This window comes from Nonomuraea sp. NPDC001684 (genome assembly GCF_053596515.1).
In genome coordinates this window covers 1-15814 of record NZ_JBSFGJ010000215.1, presented here as the reverse complement: position 1 = coordinate 15814, position 15814 = coordinate 1, and the positions used below count along the sequence as shown (strand labels likewise).

The following is a 15814-nucleotide window of genomic DNA, read 5'->3' as shown; positions in this document are numbered from 1 at the left end:
CTCCGCCGTCCGGGGCGCGCTGGAACGGTAGACCGCCCGGCTGTGCGGGGTGCGCGGGAACGGTGGAACGCCCGGCTGTGCGGGACACGCGCCCCCGCATCGGGCGGTGGCGCCGGCTCCTCCCCCTCTCCCCAAAGGGACCTCAACCGGCTACGGTCGGAAAGAACGCGGAACAGCGTTCCGTATCACGGACCAAAGGACACATGGGCATGAAGCTGGAGAAGGTCCCCGTCCCCCGTGCCGCCCTCGCGGAGGGCCCGAGGTGGGACGCCGCCACGGGCACCCTGCTGTGGGTCGACATCCCCGCCGGCCACGTCCACCGGCTCGACCCGGCCGGCGACGAGCGGGAGACCATCGAGCTGGGCCGGCCGGTCGGCGTCGCCGTGCCGCACGCCTCCGGCGGCCTCATGCTGGCACTCAGGGACGGCTTCGCCCGCCACGCGGACGGCCGCACCGAACTGGTCGCCCGGCCGCCCGAGCCCGAGGGCAACCGGATGAACGACGGCGCCTGCGACCGCGCGGGCCGCTTCTTCGCCGGCACCAAGGCCGAGGACGACACCCCCGGCGCGGGCTCGCTCTACCGCCTGGCCCAGGACCGCACGTGCGACAAGGTGCTGGACGGCGTCACGATCTCGAACGGCGTCGGCTGGAGCCCCGACGAACGCCTGATGTACTACGTGGACACCGCGACCGACCGGATCGACGTCTTCGACTACGACCCGGCGACCGGCACGCTCGACGGCCGCCGGGAGTTCGCCGCACTCCCGAGCCCCGACGGCCTGACCGTGGACGCCGCCGGCCACGTGTGGGTCGCGCTGTGGGGCGGCGCGGCGGTCGTGCGGCTGCGGCCGGACGGGCGTACGGACCTCACCGTGGAGGTCCCCGCGGCCAACGTGACGAGCTGCGCCTTCGGCGGCCCCGACCTCGACGTGCTGTACGTGACCACCGCCTGGGACGGCGGCGCCGGTGGGGAGCTGTGGCGCTGCCGCACCCCCCACACCGGCCTGCCCGCCAACCCCTACCGCGGCCTCACCCCTTGACCGCCCCGGTCAGCGCCTGCACGAAGCGGCGCTGGCCGAACAGGAACACGGCCAGCACCGGCAGCGTGGTCAGCACCGTGCCCGCCATGATCGCGGGCCAGTCGGCCCGGTGCTGGCCCTGGAACGTGGTCAGCCCGGCCTGCACGGTGTAGTTCGCCTCGGAGTTGATCACCACCAGCGGCCAGAAGAGGTCGTTCCAGGCCGTGATGAACGTGATCACGGCGAGCGCCGCCAGCGCCGGTTTGGCGACCGGCAGCACCACCCGGAAGAACAGCGCGACCCGCGAGCACCCGTCGATCCGCGCCGCCTCCTCCAGCTCCCTCGGGAAGGACTGGAAGAACGACGTCATCAGATAGATCCCGACCGACGAGCTGAGCTGCGGGATGACCAGCGCCCCGAGCGTGTCCACCAGCCCGGCCTGGCTGAACATCAGGAACGTCGGGATCACGGTGAGCTGGAACGGGATCAGCGCGGTCGCGATGATCAGGACCAGCGTCAGCCGGGAGCCGATGAACCGGATCCGGGCGAAGGCGTACCCGGCCATGCTGCAGAGCACGACCTGGGCCGCCACGATGGCGCTCGACACCAGCACGCTGTTGAGGAACCAGCGGGGGAACTCGGAGCGCTCCATGACCGTGCGGTAGCCGCCGAGGTCGATGCCCTCCGGCAGGATCGGCGGCGGGAACCTGTTCAGCTCGGCCTGCGTCATGACCGAGCTGAGCACCAGCCACACGAACGGCAGCAGCGTCACCACCGACATCGGCGCGAGCACCAGGTGCCACTTGCTGGGCAGGCGTCGCCTCATCGCACGGCCCCTCTCCGCCGCGCGACCACCAGGCCCGCGACGATCAGCAGCAGCGTCCCGGCGAACAGCGTGTACGCCACGGCCGCGCCGTACCCGGCGGCCGAGTAGCGGAAGGCGAGCTGCCAGACGTAGTAGACGATGGTCACGGTCGCGCTGGCCGGGCCGCCCTGGGTGGTGGTCATGACGAGGTCGAAGAACTGCAGCGCGTCGATCACGCCCCAGACCGCGAGGAAGACCGTGATCGGCCGTACGGACGGGACGATGATGTGCCGGAACGTGGCCCACCGGCCCGCGCCGTCGATGGCGGCCGCCTCCAGCACCGCCTTGTCGATCTCCTGGATGGCCGCCAGGTAGATCACCACCGCGAAGCCGAACCGGGTCCAGAAGAAGATCAGCGTGAGCACGTACATGGCCTGTGACGGGCTGCTCAGGAAGCCCTGGAGCGGCAGGCCGAGCCGGCCGAGCACACCGTTCATCAGGCCGAAGTCGCGGTCGAAGATGTAGCCCATGAGCAGGCCGGCCGAGGTGGCCGAGGCCACGTACGGAACCAGGAAGGCGGTCCGGTAGAAGCCGATCCCGCGCACCTTCCTGTTCAGCAGCACCGCCACCACCAGGCCGAAGACCAGCGAGGCGGGGATGTAGAGCACCAGCAGCAGCCCGGTGTTGCGCACCGCCTGGAAGAACACCGGGTCCTGGAACAGCGCCCGGTAGTTGTCCAGGCCGACGTTCTCGGGCGTCTTCATCAGGTCGGAGTCGGTGAACGACAGCGCCAGCGCCCACGCCATCGGCACCAGCGCGAACCCGAGGATGATCAGCGTGGCGGGGCCCGCGAACGACCAGCCCGCGACGTGGTCGCCGAGCCCGCGCGTCTTCCTGGCGTGCCGGGCGGCGGGCGCGTCGACGGCGGCGCTGCTCATGAGCCCGGCACCGCCAGCACCGCGTCGGACCTGGCCGCGGCCTCGTCCAGGGCGGTCTTGGCGTCGGCCTTGCCCAGCAGCGCCTGCGCGATGGCCTCGGCGACGAAGGACGACACGCGGGGGTACCTGGTGGTGGGCGGCCGGACCCGCTTGGCGTTGGCCAGGTTCTCGGAGATCACCTCGATGCCCGGATATTTCTGCAGATAGTCCTGGTAACCGGACAGCTTGGTGATCGACTCCCTGATGGGCAGCGAGCCCGTGTCGCTCATCCACACGAGCTGCTGCTCCGCGGCCGTCAGCCAGCTCAGGAACGTGGTCGCCGCCTTGACGCGGCGCTCGTCGTGCTCGAACACCACCCAGTTGTCCGGGCCGGAGACGGTCTCGTGGTTGCCGTTGGTGCCGGGCAGCCGCGCGACGCCGTAGTCGACCTTGGCCGCCTGGAGGTCGGGCAGGACCCAGGGGCCGGACAGGAACATGGCCAGCCGTCCGGACTCGAACAGCTTCTGGCCCTTCTCGGCGGGGCTGGAGTCGAGGTAGACCGACTTGTCGTCCACGGCCATGCTCCGGACCAGGCCGAGCGCCTGCTGCCCGGCCGCGGAGTTGAACGCCGACTTCTTGTGGTCGGGGGTGAGGATGTCGCCGCCCGCCTGCCACAGCAGCGGCCAGAGCCCCCAGACGGCCTCCTCGCCGCCGCTGATCGCCCAGGTCGTGCCGAAGACGCCCTTCCGCGCGTCGGTGGTCTTCCTGGCGATGTCGCGGAAGTCGTCCCAGGTCCAGTCGGGGCCGGGGGCCTTGACGCCCGCCTTGGCCAGCAGCTTCTTGTTGTAGAGGACCACCATGTTGTCCACGACGGCGGGGAAGCCGATGACCTTGCCCTGGACGGTGACCGCCTCGCGCTCGTTGGCCCAGAAGTCGTCCCAGCCGACGGCCGGGTCCTTGACCAGGGACGTGAGGTCGGCGGTCTTGGGGTTCCTGGCCACGTTGGGGGCCCAGGAGCCGTACAGGTAGGCGATGTCGGGGTAGGCGTCCGAGGTGAGCGCGGCAGTGATCTTGGGTAGCATGCCGTCTGCGGTCGCGCCGCCGGACTCGGTGCTGACCTTGACGTCGGGGTGACTCTGGTTGAACCGGGCGACCAGTTTCTCGATCGACTTCGCCGAGGTGTCCTCCTGGCCGTGCCAGATGGTGATCTCGACCGGGCCGTCCGCCCGTTCCTGTCCGCCGCCTCCGCAGCTCGCCGCGGCCAGAGCCAGGGCGACGACGGCCAGCGTCGTACGGGGCCTCATCGGGCGGTCTCGCGGATGTGGTGAATGAGTCGTGCCATGGGGTTCCCTCCACAGAGCACGGCGGGCGTGGCGGCCCGCTGCGTGCGGCGAGTATAGTCACGCATCCACGATGCAGACTAGAGTTCCACCAGACGGAATGAGGGGCGCGAACGTGCGAACCATGACTCTCTTAGCCCGGCTGGCCGCGGTCGCGGCCCTGAGCTGCGCGCCGCTCGCGGCGCTCGCCGCACCGGCCACGGCTCAGGCGGCCCAGACGGCGCAGGCGGGGCAGGCGGCGCAGACAGCGCAGGCGGGGGTGTGGCGGCCGCCGCTGCAGAGCCGCTGGCAGTACCAGCTCCAGGGCAACGCTAAGTACGCCGCCACCGGCGGCGTCAACGTCGACATCTGCGTGGTCCCCCAGTCGGGCGGCGCCTGCGTCCGGCCGGTGGTGTTCGACATCGACCTCTACGCCGACGGCGACGTGGTGGGCAACAACACCACGCTCAACACCGCGGCGGTGAAGGCCGTCCACGCCCGCGGCGCGAAGGCCGTCTGCTACGTCGACGCCGGCTCGATCGAGGAGTACCGGCCCGACTACCAGCAGTTCGTCGCCTGGCACAAGAGCCACGGCAACTCCCTGCTCGGCAAGCCGTTCAGCGCGGAGTTCCCCAACGAGCGCTGGGCCAACATCAACAACGACCAGGGCCAGCGGGACTTCCTGCTGAAGATGATGGAGGCCCGGGTCGACAAGTGCGTCCAGGCCGGCTTCGACGGGATCGAGTTCGACGTCGTCAACGCCCACGAAGAGGGCAAGTCGGTCACCGGCTGGACCGTCAGCCCCGCCACCCAGCTCGTCTACAACAAGGCGCTGGCCGACCTGGCCCACCGCAAGGGCCTGTCCGCGGCGCTCAAGAACGACCTCAGCCAGGCGGCCGAGCTGGTGTCCAGCTTCGACTACGCCGTCAACGAGGAGTGCTTCCAGTACGACGAGTGCGGCCAGTTGAGCGTCTTCGTCAAGGCGGGCAAGCCGGTGTTCCAGGTCGAGTACGAGACGGCGCCGTCGGCCTTCTGTCCCAAGGCGGCCAAGCTCGGCATCAACGCGATCAAGAAGGCCGTGGACTACTCGCTGAAGGACACGCCGTACAAGCCGTGCAAGTGACAGGGGTTCCGCCCGTCACGGGCTAGGTACCTCGGTGGGGGTGTCATGGTCGTCCGGCAGTGACACCCCACCTGATGTCGTCACAGAATGTGCTCCGACACTGCCCTCGGGTTCCGTATAACGGAACATCAGTGCAGGATACGGAATCGGTGATCCAGCGGGCAGGTCACCACAGGTCTGCGCGTCGCGGCACGCGGCGCGGTGCGTTGAGGAAGGACGGCGTCATGCGCGGACTGGCCGGGAAGCGGGTGCTGATCAGCGGGGGCAGCAGCGGCATCGGAGCCGCCACCGCCCGCAGGTTCCTGGAGGAGGGCTCCCGGGTGGTGCTCACCGGGCTGGACGGCGACGAGGTCGAACGCACCGTCGCCGAGCTCGCGCCGCTCGGCGAGGTGGGCGGGCTGACCGGCGACGTCAGCTCGGAGGACGACGTCGCACGGCTGGTCGCGGCCGCGATCGAGGCCATGGGCGGCGTGGACGTGCTGATCAACAACGCCGGAACGGCCTGGCGGGAGCCGTTCCTGGAGATCACCCCCGCCCACTGGGACCGGATCATCTCGGTGAACCTGCGCGGCATGTTCCTGATGGCCCAGACCGTCGCCCGCCACCTGGTGGACCGGGGGACGGGCGGCGTGATACTCAACATGTCCTCGACCAACGGCCTCGGCGGCGAGGCCGACTACGCCCACTACAACGCCTCCAAGGGCGGCGTGCTGCTGCTGACCAGGACCATGGCCGTCGAGCTCGGCAGGCACGGCATCCGGGTCAACGCCCTGTGCCCCGGCTACATCCGCACCCCGCTGAACGCCTCGATCTCGTCGGGGCTCGCCGACGACTTCGTCTCCGCCTACGAACGCGACCACATCCCGCTGGGCCGCGCCGGGCTCGCCGAGGAGGTCGCCGCCGCCTACGCCTTCCTCGCCTCGGACGACGCCGCGTTCGTCCACGGCACCGAACTGGTGATCGACGGCGGTCAGCTAGCGATCATGTGAGTCGCCGGGGCGCGGCACCTTCATGGCGATGATCAGGCCGTGCCCGGAGTCGTCGCCGGGACGCAGGCGGGACAGCTCGACGGTGAGCCGCGTCGGCCGGCCCCGGCCGTTGACCACGTCGAGCGCGACCCTCCTGGCTCCGGACCTGGCCGTGCCCCCGGCCGGCGCGTCGCGCACGAGCGGGACGATCCGCTCCACCGGCAACCCCGTGCCCAGCGAGGCCAGCGGACGGCCCACCGCCTCCCCGGCCCGCACCCCCCACAACTCCTCGGCCCCCGCCCCCCAGATGAGCACCCGCATGTCGGCGTCGAGCACCACCGCCGCGTCGCCCAGCCCGTGGACCAGCGAGGCGGTGATCCGGCCGACCTCGTCGAGCTCGGCCGTGCGGGCGACCAGCGCGTCGTTGGCCCGGCGCAGCTCGGCGGCGCGGGCGGTGAGCGCGTCGTTGGCGTGGCGCAGCTCGGCGTTGGCCGAGCGCAGCTCGTCGTTCGCGCGTTGCAGGTCGGCGTTGGCCGAGCGCAGCCGGCCGACGATCACGGACCAGCGGCCGGGCGGCGGCAGGTTCTCCTGGCGGTCGGGGGTGATGGGCGTCTCGTCCCGTTGCGGCCGGAGCCGGCGGGTGCCGTGGTGCTGCTCGGAGCGGGGGTCGCGGGCCCGGCGGAAGCAGGCCAGGTGGCGGCTGACCGGCCTGGGCGGGCCGGTCTGCTCGTAGATCTCGACGCCGGTCCCGGCCAGGGCGTCGGGCATCGTGCTGAACAGGGGGATCGCGGTGCCGCCGTGCTCGGTCATGAGCGCGATGAGGCGGCACAGCGCGGGCTGGGCCTCGGCGACGGCCAGGTGGCCGCCCTTCTCCTGCATGGCCCGGTGGGTGATCGCGAGCTGTTCGAGGCCGTTCAGGTCGCAGAACCAGAGGTCGCCCGCCGCGACGATCACGTGTTTCACCCGCGAGCGCGGCAGGGGGTCGAGGAAGGCGGCCAGGATGGGGCTGGTCGTCGAGTCGAGCTCGCCCGCCAGGGCGACCACCAGGGTGGTGTCGCCCACGGGCACGAGCCGTACTGAGAGCTGCATCATCGGATTCGCTCCTTCCCTGAACTCTGCGTGATCGAAGATCGACGCGCAGCAGGGTCCGGCTGCATGCCCCATACTCCTCCTCCTGCGGGAAAAGAGCCAGGCGCTCACCGTGCGTGAGCGAGGGTCCAGGAGGCCCCCTGGGTGAGGGGGTTGGGCAGCGTCGTCCAGCTGTCGCCGGGCGGGGCGCCCGCGAGCTGGGCGAGCAGGTGGGCCTTCACCCGGATCCGCTCGCCGAACAGGGCCGCGCGGTCGGCGCGCACGTCGGCGGTGTCGGGGAGCGCGTCGAATGCCCGCCGCGCGGCCCCCGCCACGACGGCCCACAGACGTGACTCGGCGGCACGGTCGCCCTCTCCCAGCAGGGAGACCAGACTGCCGAACGTGGTGCCGACGAGCGAGCCGAACAGCTTGGCATGCAGGACGCCGGGGTCGTCGCTGAGCAGCCGGGGGCTGACCGGCGGCGTATCGAAGCCGTTGCGGGCCAGCCGGGCCGGGCTGATCCGGACGTCGGCCAGGTCGCGGTAGACCAGCTCGACCGGACGGCCCCGCCGGTCCAGCACGACCAGCAGGTTCTGGCCGTGGGCCTCCAGCGCGACCCCGAGGGCCAGCAGGCCGAGCGCCGCCGCCGTCGCCACGCCGGCGAAGGCCGCCAGCCACTCGCCGGCCTCCTCGCCACGCGGCGCGTCCCACTGGGCTGGGGCGGTGAGGGCGGCGACGGGCAGCACGGTGTGGCCGGGCACGCGGGGCGTCGGATCGCGCAGCATGACGGACAGGTCGGCGGTGTGCTCGCCGCGCACGGCCCCCGCGGCCCCGGACAGGTAGCGGGCGATGCGCGGACGGCCGCCGAGCCGCGCCGACAGGGCGGTGAGCAGGTCCGACAGGGGGACGCAGTCGCGTACCGAGCCGGGGGAGATGTCCCTCACGCCGGAGGTCATCCTGGTGGTGAACGCCGTCTTGAGGTGCGGGCCGCCGTCCAGGGGCGCGAGGGTCCGTACGGACATCAGCGGATGGCACGGCAACGCCCCGATCGCGTACGGGCGCACCCCCAGCCCGGCCAGCACGTGCCGGGTCTGCCAGGGGTGGACGGGCAGCAGCAGCCGGTCGCCGTCCATGAGCGAGCCCGGCCACGGCCCGGTGACCAGGCATTCGGCGGCGGGCACCGCGACCAGGTCGAGCGCGACGACGGGCCGGTGCTCCGGCATGTACGCCAGTTGCTCGGCCACCGACACCCCCGGCCGGTTGCGGCAGCCCGGATGGTAGGGATGGCCGTCGACCACGCTCTGCTCGTACCGTTCGGGGCCCGGCTCGCGCAGCGGGGAGGCCGCGCCCGCCCGGGACAACGCCAGGGAGGCGACGCTGTTGTCCAGGTCGGCGACCAGCCCCTGCGCGCCGGGCAGGCCGAGCGCCGCCAGCAGCTCGGCCGGGTCCGGGTACGGGACGCCGTCCAGCCGCAGCACCGGCTCGTCGGCCAGGTCGTAGGGCAGCCGGGCCCGCCCGGTCAGCTCGCGCCCGTCCGAGAGCCGTACGCACAGGTCGCCGCCCACGGCGACGGGCTCGGCGAGACCGGGCAGAGGCTCGCAGAGCAGGCCCCGCCACAGCCGTCCCATGACGGCGGCCCGGGCCCCCGGCAGGGCCGCGGCGTAGCCGGGCGTGAGGTCCGGGCGCACGGCGGCCAGCTCCCTCGCGAACCGCGCCGCAGAATGCCGCATGAACCCCCCCCGTCAACAGGAACATGCCCAGGTGAGAACCCTGTGGACACTGATCGGTACAAAAGGGTAGGACAGGTCGCCATGGCATATATCGACGGCCTCCTCCCACCGGCCGGTCCGGCACCCGAGGCGCAAGACCACCAGGCCGCGGACGGGGCCACGGCCCTCGCGGTGACGGCCCTGCTCAACTGCCTGCTCCGCGAGGTGGCCGAACCCGCGGCCGCCGAGGACGGCGTGTGGCTGCTGCCCGCGACCGGGCAGGTCCTGCACGTCCGCCCCGGACGGTACCCGGGCGCCCCGGCCCTGCGCACCCCCGACGGCCCGCGCCCGCTCTCCCTGGCCGGCCTGGTGGCGCTCACCGAGGACGAGCTGCGCACGCGCACCGGCCACGCCAACCCGTCCCTGGCCAAGGAGATCATGGAGAGCCGGGACGTCATGGCCGCGCTGCTGTCGGCCCGGCGCGCCACCACCCCGCCCGCCGACCTGTACCTGCGCTCGGAGCAGGCGCTCGTCGCCGGTCACCGCTACCACCCGGCCCCCAAGGCGCGCGGCGGATCGGGCCCGGACGCCTGGCTGCCCTACTCGCCGGAGGCGCGCGCGAGCTTCGCGCTGCCGCTGCTGGGGGTGCCCGCCGAGGCGCTGGTCGAGCAGGGCGACGCGAGCGCGCTCGACCGGCTCGGCCCGCCCGCACCCGACGGCCTGACGCTGCTGCCCGCCCACCCCTGGCAGGTGGAGCTGCTGGGCGGGCTGAAGGAGCTGCGCCACCTCGGCGTCACGCCCGCGCGGGCGGTGGCGACGGCCTCGATCCGCACGGTGTACCTGCCGGAGGCGGACCTGTTCTGCAAGTTCAGCCTGGACGTGCGGATCACCAACGACATCCGCCGCCTATGGCTGCACGACCTGCGCTGGCTGGGCCTGATCGACGACCTGCTGGGCGTGGCGTTCGACGACCTGCCCGCGCACCGGCCGCGGCCCGCCGTCCTCGGCGACCGCGGCTACCGCAGTCTGGAGCTGGACGGGGACGGCGGCGAGGGGCTGGCGGTGATCGTCCGCGACGGGCTGGGCGGGCACCTGCGGCCGGGGCTGACGGCGCTGCTGGCCGCCGGGGTCAGCGAGGGCTTCCCCGGCAACCCGCTGGACGGCCTCGACGCCGGCCAGGCGCTCGGGTGGTGGCGGCGCTACCTCGACCACGTCGTGCCGCCGGTGCTGCACGCCTACTTCCGCCACGGCGTGGTGCTCGAATGTCATCTGCAGAACGTGCTCATCGGCGTGGACGGGCGGGGCCTGCCCGGCCAGGCGATCTTCCGCGACCACGAGGGCGTCAAGCTGACCGCGGACCGCCACAGCCTGCCCGGCGCCCGCACGCCCGTCGTGAGCCCCGCCTACGGCTGGGAACGGCTGCTGTACTGCCTGGTCGTCAACAACCTCTGCGAGATCGCCGGAGCCGTGGCCGAGCGGCACCCGGAGCTGCGGGCCGAGCTGTGGGCCGAGGCGAGATCGGTGTTCGCCGGCTGCGCCGAGGACCACGGCGAGCCCGAGGAGCTGCGCGCGCTGCTCGCCGGCGCGTACGTGCCCGCCAAGGCCAACCTGCTGCTGCGCTGGCTGGAGGCGGACGGCGCCGACATGCGCTGCGTGCCCATGCCCAGCCCTTTGCGACTCTTTACGCCATAAGCTATCCTCGCCGAGGCCAATAATTTACGGCGTATCGAATTCACGGAGGCTCCCGGTGACCACGGCGACGCTGCACGACGGAAGCACCATCGAGACAGAGGTCCACGGCTCGGGCCCGGTCCTGCTCCTGGCCGTCAACCCCAAGCCGATCGAGGGCGAGGCGGCCGAGGAGATGCGGAAGTGGGGGGCCGACCCCGCGCTCGGCCGCTCGCTCATCGACGGCCTGTCCGACGGCTTCCGCGTCGTGGCCTTCGACTACGAGGGCCACGTCCTCGCCCATCCCAAGCCGGACACGCTCACCCCCGACAACGTGGCGGCCGACATGCTGGCGGTGGCCGACGCGGCAGGGGCCGACCGGTTCGCCTACTACGGCTACTCCTGGCTGGCGCTCAGCGGGCTCCAGCTCGCCCTGCGCACCGACCGGCTCTCGGCGCTGGTCATGGGCGGCTACCCGCCGCTCGGCGGGCCCTACGCCGAGATGCTGCAGGTCACCGAGGCCACGTACCGGATGGCCGTCGCGCCGAAGACCGCCACGCCGCCGGCCACGGGGACGGGCGAGCCGGGTGACTGGTCCTCGACCGAGGTGACGCTGAGCGAGGGCCAGGCCAGGCAGTTCGCCACCCTGTACCGGGCGCTGCGCGGGTTCGACGACAGCCAGGTGCGCCTGTCCTGCCCCCGCCTGTGCTTCGTCGGCTCCGCCGACGAGATCGTCTACGACGAGCGGTGGGGCGGCGCCCACGTCAGCATCGCCGGCCCGGTGCTCCGCGAGCGGGCCGCCATCGAAGCGCTGGGCTGGGACGTCGAGGTGCTCGACGGGCTCGACCACGCCGGGGCCATGCAGGCCGCGAACGTGCTGCCCGTCCTGCGGCCCTGGCTGGAGAGGGCGCTGTTTCTCCCGGCCTGAGCTGGGCAGATGCCCGGCGGATCGGGGAACGGGGGGACCATGGCGAAGGGGAACGGCCGCGACGGCGTTCAGCCGGTCGATCAGCCCATCGGGAAGCTGGAACTCGTGCACGCCTTCGAGTCCGGCCCGATGCCGACCGGCGTCACGGTCTCCCGTGCCGGCCGGATATTCGTGAACTTCCCCAAATGGGGTGACGACGTTCCGGCGACCGTGGTCGAGCTGCGGGACGGCAAGGCCGTCCCCTATCCCGACCAGGAGTGGAACACCGAGGCCGACGAGCCGTCGAAGTGGCTGGTCTCGGTGCAGAGCGTGGTCGTCGATCCCCTGGACCGGCTGTGGATCCTCGACACCGGCAGCCCGATGTTCCGGCCCACCAGGAAGGGCGGCCCCAAGCTCGTCTGCGTGGATCTGGAGACCGACACCGTGGTCAAGGTCATCATGTTCGACCGCGGTGTCGCCCTGGAGACGTCCTATCTCAACGACGTGCGGTTCGACCTGCGCAAAGGGGTCGCCTACCTCACCGACTCCGCCGACAAGGGGCCCAACGGGATCATCGTGGTCGATCTGGCCAGCGGGCAGGCGTGGCGCCGGCTGCACGACCACCCGAGCACCAAGGCGGCGCGGCCGCCGGACTTCGTGCCGGTCGTGGAGGGCCGGCCGTTCATGGAACGGCCGCAGGACGGGCCGCCGTCGCCCGTCCTGATGGGCTCGGACGGCATCGCGCTCCCGGCCGGCGGCGAGCGGCTCTGGTACTGCCCGCTGCTCTCCCGCCGCTGGTACAGCGTGTCCACGGACGCCCTGGTCGATCGCACGCTGGACGACGCCGAAGTGGCGGCGACGGTCAGGGACGAGGGCGACAAGGGCGGCTCGGCCGACGGCCTGGAGGCCGACGACGCCGGGCGCATCTACCTGACCGACTGGGAGCACAACGCGGTGCTGCGCCGGACGCCCGACGGCACGATCGACACCCTGGTGCACGACGCCCGCCTGCTGTGGCCGGACACGCTGTCGGTGGCCGACGGCCACCTGTACGTGACCGCCAACCAGCTGCACCGGCAGGCCAGGTTCCAGGAGGGGCAGGACCGGCGGCGGTACCCGTACGCGCTGTTCCGGGTGCCGATCGACGCCGGACCGGTCCGTCTGGTCTAGCACCGCGGGCGCGCAGGGTCTGGGTCATGGTTTGCCGCCTTCGTCGACGCGGTATGCCCGCTACGTAGAGGTACTGATCGGATACCGAACGACGCCATGGCTGAACCTCTGCAATGGCCACTTGGGGGGCTTAAGGCCGATGAATGCCGCTAAATACGACTGGTTTCCTGACGGCGTGACCGTCCTGGGGGCGTCATGTCGCTGAACGCACGCATCGGCAGGATCGAGAGCCTGCTCGAACGGGCCGAACCGCCCGCCGTCGAGCTGGCCCAGGCCCTGCTCGACCTCTACGGCGAGGGCCTGACGCGGATCATGGCCGCGGCCGACGACGACCTGGCCGCCCGGCTGGCCGCCGACGACGTGGTCGCGCACCTGCTGCTGCTGCACGACCTCCACCCGATCGACGTGCGGACCCGGGTCGAGGACGCGCTGCGCGGCACCGCCGCCGAGGTGATCGCCGTCGAGGGTGACCTGGTACGCCTGCGGCTCCCGGACGACGACGGGAACTCGGCGGACGCGGTGCGCCGGGCCGTGCGCGACGCGGCCCCCGAGGTCGAGCAGGTCGAGATCGTCCGGTCGGCGCCCGGCGTGGGGGCCGGCAGATGGACCACGTGAGGCGCATCGCCCGCGCCGTCCTCTACGGGGGCCACCTGCTGTGGCCCAGCCGCCACTCCGCCCCGCCCGACCGGCGGCGCTGGAACTTCGGCGGCGTGCACCCCGAGTCCTACGGCCGGGCGCACGAGGGCAACCCGTGGCTGACCCAGACCCAGTGCCTGCTGGAGGCCGGCGGCGACGACGTCGTGGACGTGCACGTGCGCTTCCTGCACCTGGTCACCTGCGAGGTGGCCGTGCGGCGCGAGGGCGAGCTGGTCCGCGTGCCCGAGCTGACCGTCGGCGGCGCCCGCCACCTGCCCAGGGAGGAGGCCAAGGAGCGCGAGGTGGCCGAGACCGGGCTGCGCCTGGCCGACCTGCTGGCCTGCCCGACCGGCATGGAGATCCACGTGCCGCCGGGCCAGCGGGCCGAATGGCTCGACGGCGAGGGCGTGCTGCTGCGCGGCTGGGAGGCGCTGAGCGGCCGGGCCGAGGTGTTCGCCGAGCGGCTGCGCGAGGGACTGTTCCGGCTCACCGTCCGGGTGGCGAACACCAGCCCGTGGCAGGGCGACTCGCGCGCGGAGGCCATGAAGCACACCCTGATCTCCGCGCACACGGTCGTGAGCTCGCCGGGCGGCCGGTTCGTCTCGCTGACGGAGCCGCCCGACGGGCTGCGCGCGCTCGCCGCGGGCTGCCACAACATCGGCACCTGGCCGGTGCTGGTGGGCGAGGAAGGCGACCGGCACACGATGTTGTCGGCCCCGGTCATCCTCTACGACCATCCCAAGGTCGCGCCTCAGAGCGGCACGTTCGACGCCACGGAGATCGACCAGCTCCTCGACCACTGCGCCGCGCTCACCCCGGAAGAGCTCATGCGCCTGCACGGCACCATGCGGGAGACGTGACATGGACACTCGGTACCCGACGGAACGGCCGGCCCCGGCCGAGGCGATCGTCGACGGCGTGCGGCTGGCCCCGGGCAGCCGGGTGCGCCTGCGCCCGAAGAGCCGCGCCGACATCCTCGACCTCGCGCTCGACGGCCGCCTGGCGGTCATCGAGAGCGTCGAGCGGGACGACGTCGGCGGCTTCCACGTCGGCGTCACGCTCGCCGGCGACCCGCTGCGCGACCTGGGCGAGTCCAGGCTGCCGTGCCACCGGTTCTTCTACTCGGCCGAGGAGCTCGAACCCGTCGGAGGGGGCTGCCGCCCGCGCGTCCTGGTGGCCGGGATCGGCAACGTCTTCCTCGGCGACGACGGCTTCGGCGTCGAGGTCGTGCGCCGCCTGGCCGACGACGACCTGCCCGCCGACGTGCTCGACTTCGGCAGCCGCGGCCTCGACCTGGCCTACGCGCTCCAGCGCGACTACGAGGCCGCGATCCTCGTGGACGCCGCGCCGCGCGGCGAGCCGCCGGGCACGCTCACCCTGCTCGAACCGGACATGCTCGCACCGGACATGCCCGGCCCGGGCGGCCCCGGCGGCATCGCGGCCGAGAGTCACGGCCTCGACCCGGTCAAGGTGCTGCGCATGGCGCGCGAGCTCGGCCGGGTGCCCGCGCGGGTGCTCGTGCTGTGCTGCGAGCCGGCCCGGCTGGTCACCGACGACGTGCTGGTGGAGCTGAGCGAGCCGGTGCGCGGGGCGGTCGAGGAGGCGGTGCGGATGGTGCGCTCGCTGGTCATGGACGTGCTGGCGGAACGGGCCTGACCCCGTCCGGCGGAACGGGCGTGGCACTGTCCGGGGCGCCGGGCACCGAGCGCATGCGGCCGATGATGGCGGTCGTCGAGCGGTCGGGCAGGTAGTCCAGCACCAGCACCTCGCCGCCGAGCGAGCGCACCAGCGGCGCCTCCGGCAGCATCTCCGGGGTGTAGTCGCCGCCCTTGACGTAGATCTCCGGCCTGATGAGCCTGAGCAGGCGTTCCGGGGTGTCCTCGTCGAACTCGGTCACGTAGTCCACGTCGTTCAGGGCGGCCAGCACCGACATGCGGTCCTCGCACGGGTTGAGCGGGCGTCCAGGGCCCTTGAGCCGGGTGACGCTGGCGTCGCTGTTGACCGCGACCACGAGCACGTCCCCGAGCTGCCCGGCCTGCTCCAGGTAGCTGACGTGGCCCCGGTGCAGCACGTCGAAGCAGCCGTTGGTGAACACGATCCGCTCGCCCCTGCGCCGGTGCTCGTCCAGGAGCTGGGCCAGGCGCTCGGCCGCCTGCACGGTGCCCTCCTGGCGGCGCAGGGCGCGCAGCAGCTCGTAGCGGGTGCAGATGGACGTGCCGGAACGGCGTACGACCACCCCGGCCGCGGCCTGGCCCGCCTCGGCGGCCTCCTCCGGGGTCGCGCCGGCGGCCAGCCAGAGCGAGAAGGCCGCGGTGTAGGTGTCGCCCGCGCCGGTCGCCATGTGCTGCGGCGCGGGCCGGGCGTAGGTCCGGTACGGCGGGCAGCCGGCCCGGTGCAGCAGCGTGCCCTCGCCGTCCAGGGTGGTCACCACGATCCCGGCCCCGGTGGCGGCCAGGATCTGCGCGGAGCGCGCCATCAGGTACGCCGGCCGGTCGGCCGCGGCGT

15 protein-coding genes are annotated in these 15814 nt (G+C 72.6%); 9 read left to right on the top strand and 6 right to left on the bottom strand.

Annotation, left to right across the window (positions count from 1 at the left end):
- Nucleotides 1-209: 209 nt before the first annotated feature.
- The gene (locus ACWCSD_RS30545) at nucleotides 210-1040 is read left to right on the top strand and encodes an SMP-30/gluconolactonase/LRE family protein (protein WP_397155553.1); all 831 of its coding nucleotides are present in this window, start codon (nucleotides 210-212) and stop codon (nucleotides 1038-1040) included.
- On the opposite strand, the gene ACWCSD_RS30540 is transcribed toward ACWCSD_RS30545, so the two are convergent.
- The 3 genes from ACWCSD_RS30540 to ACWCSD_RS30530 are packed head-to-tail and all read right to left on the bottom strand — an operon-like array spanning nucleotide 1030 to nucleotide 4045.
- Nucleotides 1030-1845 carry a carbohydrate ABC transporter permease gene (locus tag ACWCSD_RS30540; protein WP_358291701.1) on the bottom strand — a complete coding sequence of 272 codons (816 nt, stop codon included), beginning with the start codon at nucleotides 1843-1845 and terminating at the stop codon, nucleotides 1030-1032. The two genes, ACWCSD_RS30545 and ACWCSD_RS30540, sit on opposite strands and share 11 nt — an antisense overlap.
- Entirely contained in the window at nucleotides 1842-2762 is a 921-nt protein-coding gene (locus ACWCSD_RS30535) for a carbohydrate ABC transporter permease (protein ID WP_397155555.1), read from the bottom strand. Before ACWCSD_RS30535 ends, ACWCSD_RS30540 begins: the two co-directional genes overlap by 4 nt.
- Nucleotides 2759-4045 (bottom strand): ABC transporter substrate-binding protein, encoded by a 1287-nt coding sequence (locus tag ACWCSD_RS30530; protein WP_397155557.1) that lies wholly within the window; start codon nucleotides 4043-4045, stop codon nucleotides 2759-2761. Before ACWCSD_RS30530 ends, ACWCSD_RS30535 begins: the two co-directional genes overlap by 4 nt.
- Before the next feature lie 160 nt (nucleotides 4046-4205).
- Here ACWCSD_RS30530 and ACWCSD_RS30525 point away from each other — a divergent pair, with 160 nt between their 5' ends.
- Together ACWCSD_RS30525 and ACWCSD_RS30520 are read left to right on the top strand one after the other, a co-directional pair.
- On the top strand, nucleotides 4206-5183 hold the full coding sequence (locus tag ACWCSD_RS30525; protein WP_449919951.1) for an endo alpha-1,4 polygalactosaminidase: 978 nt from the start codon (nucleotides 4206-4208) through the stop codon (nucleotides 5181-5183).
- Nucleotides 5184-5407: 224 nt separating this feature from the next.
- The gene (locus ACWCSD_RS30520; RefSeq protein WP_397155561.1) at nucleotides 5408-6172 is read left to right on the top strand and encodes an SDR family NAD(P)-dependent oxidoreductase; all 765 of its coding nucleotides are present in this window, start codon (nucleotides 5408-5410) and stop codon (nucleotides 6170-6172) included.
- Here ACWCSD_RS30520 and ACWCSD_RS30515 read toward each other — a convergent pair.
- Complete coding sequence (locus ACWCSD_RS30515) at nucleotides 6158-7243, bottom strand: STAS domain-containing protein (RefSeq protein ID WP_449919947.1); 1086 nt, start codon at nucleotides 7241-7243, stop codon at nucleotides 6158-6160. The genes ACWCSD_RS30520 and ACWCSD_RS30515 overlap by 15 nt on opposite strands.
- Before the next feature lie 104 nt (nucleotides 7244-7347).
- Entirely contained in the window at nucleotides 7348-8949 is a 1602-nt protein-coding gene (locus ACWCSD_RS30510; protein ID WP_449919945.1) for an IucA/IucC family protein, read from the bottom strand.
- Nucleotides 8950-9030: 81 nt separating this feature from the next.
- Here ACWCSD_RS30510 and ACWCSD_RS30505 point away from each other — a divergent pair, with 81 nt between their 5' ends.
- The 6 genes from ACWCSD_RS30505 to ACWCSD_RS30480 all read left to right on the top strand — a co-directional run bounded on the left by ACWCSD_RS30505 (nucleotide 9031) and on the right by ACWCSD_RS30480 (nucleotide 14965).
- Nucleotides 9031-10620, top strand: coding sequence for an IucA/IucC family protein (locus ACWCSD_RS30505; protein WP_449919941.1), 1590 nt, complete (start codon nucleotides 9031-9033; stop codon nucleotides 10618-10620).
- 55 nt (nucleotides 10621-10675) lie between these two features.
- On the top strand, nucleotides 10676-11524 hold the full coding sequence (locus tag ACWCSD_RS30500; RefSeq protein ID WP_449919938.1) for an alpha/beta fold hydrolase: 849 nt from the start codon (nucleotides 10676-10678) through the stop codon (nucleotides 11522-11524).
- Between the two features lie 39 nt (nucleotides 11525-11563).
- Nucleotides 11564-12673 carry an L-dopachrome tautomerase-related protein gene (locus tag ACWCSD_RS30495; RefSeq protein ID WP_397155571.1) on the top strand — a complete coding sequence of 370 codons (1110 nt, stop codon included), beginning with the start codon at nucleotides 11564-11566 and terminating at the stop codon, nucleotides 12671-12673.
- 195 nt (nucleotides 12674-12868) lie between these two features.
- Nucleotides 12869-13288, top strand: a complete 420-nt coding sequence (locus ACWCSD_RS30490) for a hypothetical protein (RefSeq protein WP_387671383.1) — start codon at nucleotides 12869-12871, stop codon at nucleotides 13286-13288.
- Nucleotides 13276-14169, top strand: coding sequence for a hypothetical protein (locus ACWCSD_RS30485; protein ID WP_397155573.1), 894 nt, complete (start codon nucleotides 13276-13278; stop codon nucleotides 14167-14169). The genes ACWCSD_RS30490 and ACWCSD_RS30485 overlap by 13 nt, the downstream gene beginning before the upstream one ends.
- Before the next feature lies 1 nt (nucleotide 14170).
- On the top strand, nucleotides 14171-14965 hold the full coding sequence (locus ACWCSD_RS30480; RefSeq protein ID WP_449919935.1) for a hydrogenase maturation protease: 795 nt from the start codon (nucleotides 14171-14173) through the stop codon (nucleotides 14963-14965).
- On the opposite strand, the gene rfaE2 is transcribed toward ACWCSD_RS30480, so the two are convergent.
- On the bottom strand, nucleotides 14937-15814 hold an 878-nt coding region (gene rfaE2 / locus ACWCSD_RS30475; protein ID WP_449919932.1), incomplete at its 5' end, for a D-glycero-beta-D-manno-heptose 1-phosphate adenylyltransferase. The genes ACWCSD_RS30480 and rfaE2 overlap by 29 nt on opposite strands.

Coding starts and splice junctions, on each gene's coding strand:
- ACWCSD_RS30535 (WP_397155555.1), bottom strand. CDS start 2,762: ATGAGCAGCGCCGCCGTCGACGCGCCCGCCGCCCGGCACGCCAGGAAG.
- ACWCSD_RS30510 (WP_449919945.1), bottom strand. CDS start 8,949: ATGCGGCATTCTGCGGCGCGGTTCGCGAGGGAGCTGGCCGCCGTGCGC.
- ACWCSD_RS30530 (WP_397155557.1), bottom strand. CDS start 4,045: ATGAGGCCCCGTACGACGCTGGCCGTCGTCGCCCTGGCTCTGGCCGCG.
- ACWCSD_RS30525 (WP_449919951.1), top strand. CDS start 4,206: ATGACTCTCTTAGCCCGGCTGGCCGCGGTCGCGGCCCTGAGCTGCGCG.
- ACWCSD_RS30540 (WP_358291701.1), bottom strand. CDS start 1,845: ATGAGGCGACGCCTGCCCAGCAAGTGGCACCTGGTGCTCGCGCCGATG.
- ACWCSD_RS30490 (WP_387671383.1), top strand. CDS start 12,869: ATGTCGCTGAACGCACGCATCGGCAGGATCGAGAGCCTGCTCGAACGG.
- ACWCSD_RS30545 (WP_397155553.1), top strand. CDS start 210: ATGAAGCTGGAGAAGGTCCCCGTCCCCCGTGCCGCCCTCGCGGAGGGC.
- ACWCSD_RS30520 (WP_397155561.1), top strand. CDS start 5,408: ATGCGCGGACTGGCCGGGAAGCGGGTGCTGATCAGCGGGGGCAGCAGC.
- ACWCSD_RS30505 (WP_449919941.1), top strand. CDS start 9,031: ATGGCATATATCGACGGCCTCCTCCCACCGGCCGGTCCGGCACCCGAG.
- ACWCSD_RS30515 (WP_449919947.1), bottom strand. CDS start 7,243: ATGATGCAGCTCTCAGTACGGCTCGTGCCCGTGGGCGACACCACCCTG.
- ACWCSD_RS30495 (WP_397155571.1), top strand. CDS start 11,564: ATGGCGAAGGGGAACGGCCGCGACGGCGTTCAGCCGGTCGATCAGCCC.
- ACWCSD_RS30485 (WP_397155573.1), top strand. CDS start 13,276: ATGGACCACGTGAGGCGCATCGCCCGCGCCGTCCTCTACGGGGGCCAC.
- ACWCSD_RS30480 (WP_449919935.1), top strand. CDS start 14,171: ATGGACACTCGGTACCCGACGGAACGGCCGGCCCCGGCCGAGGCGATC.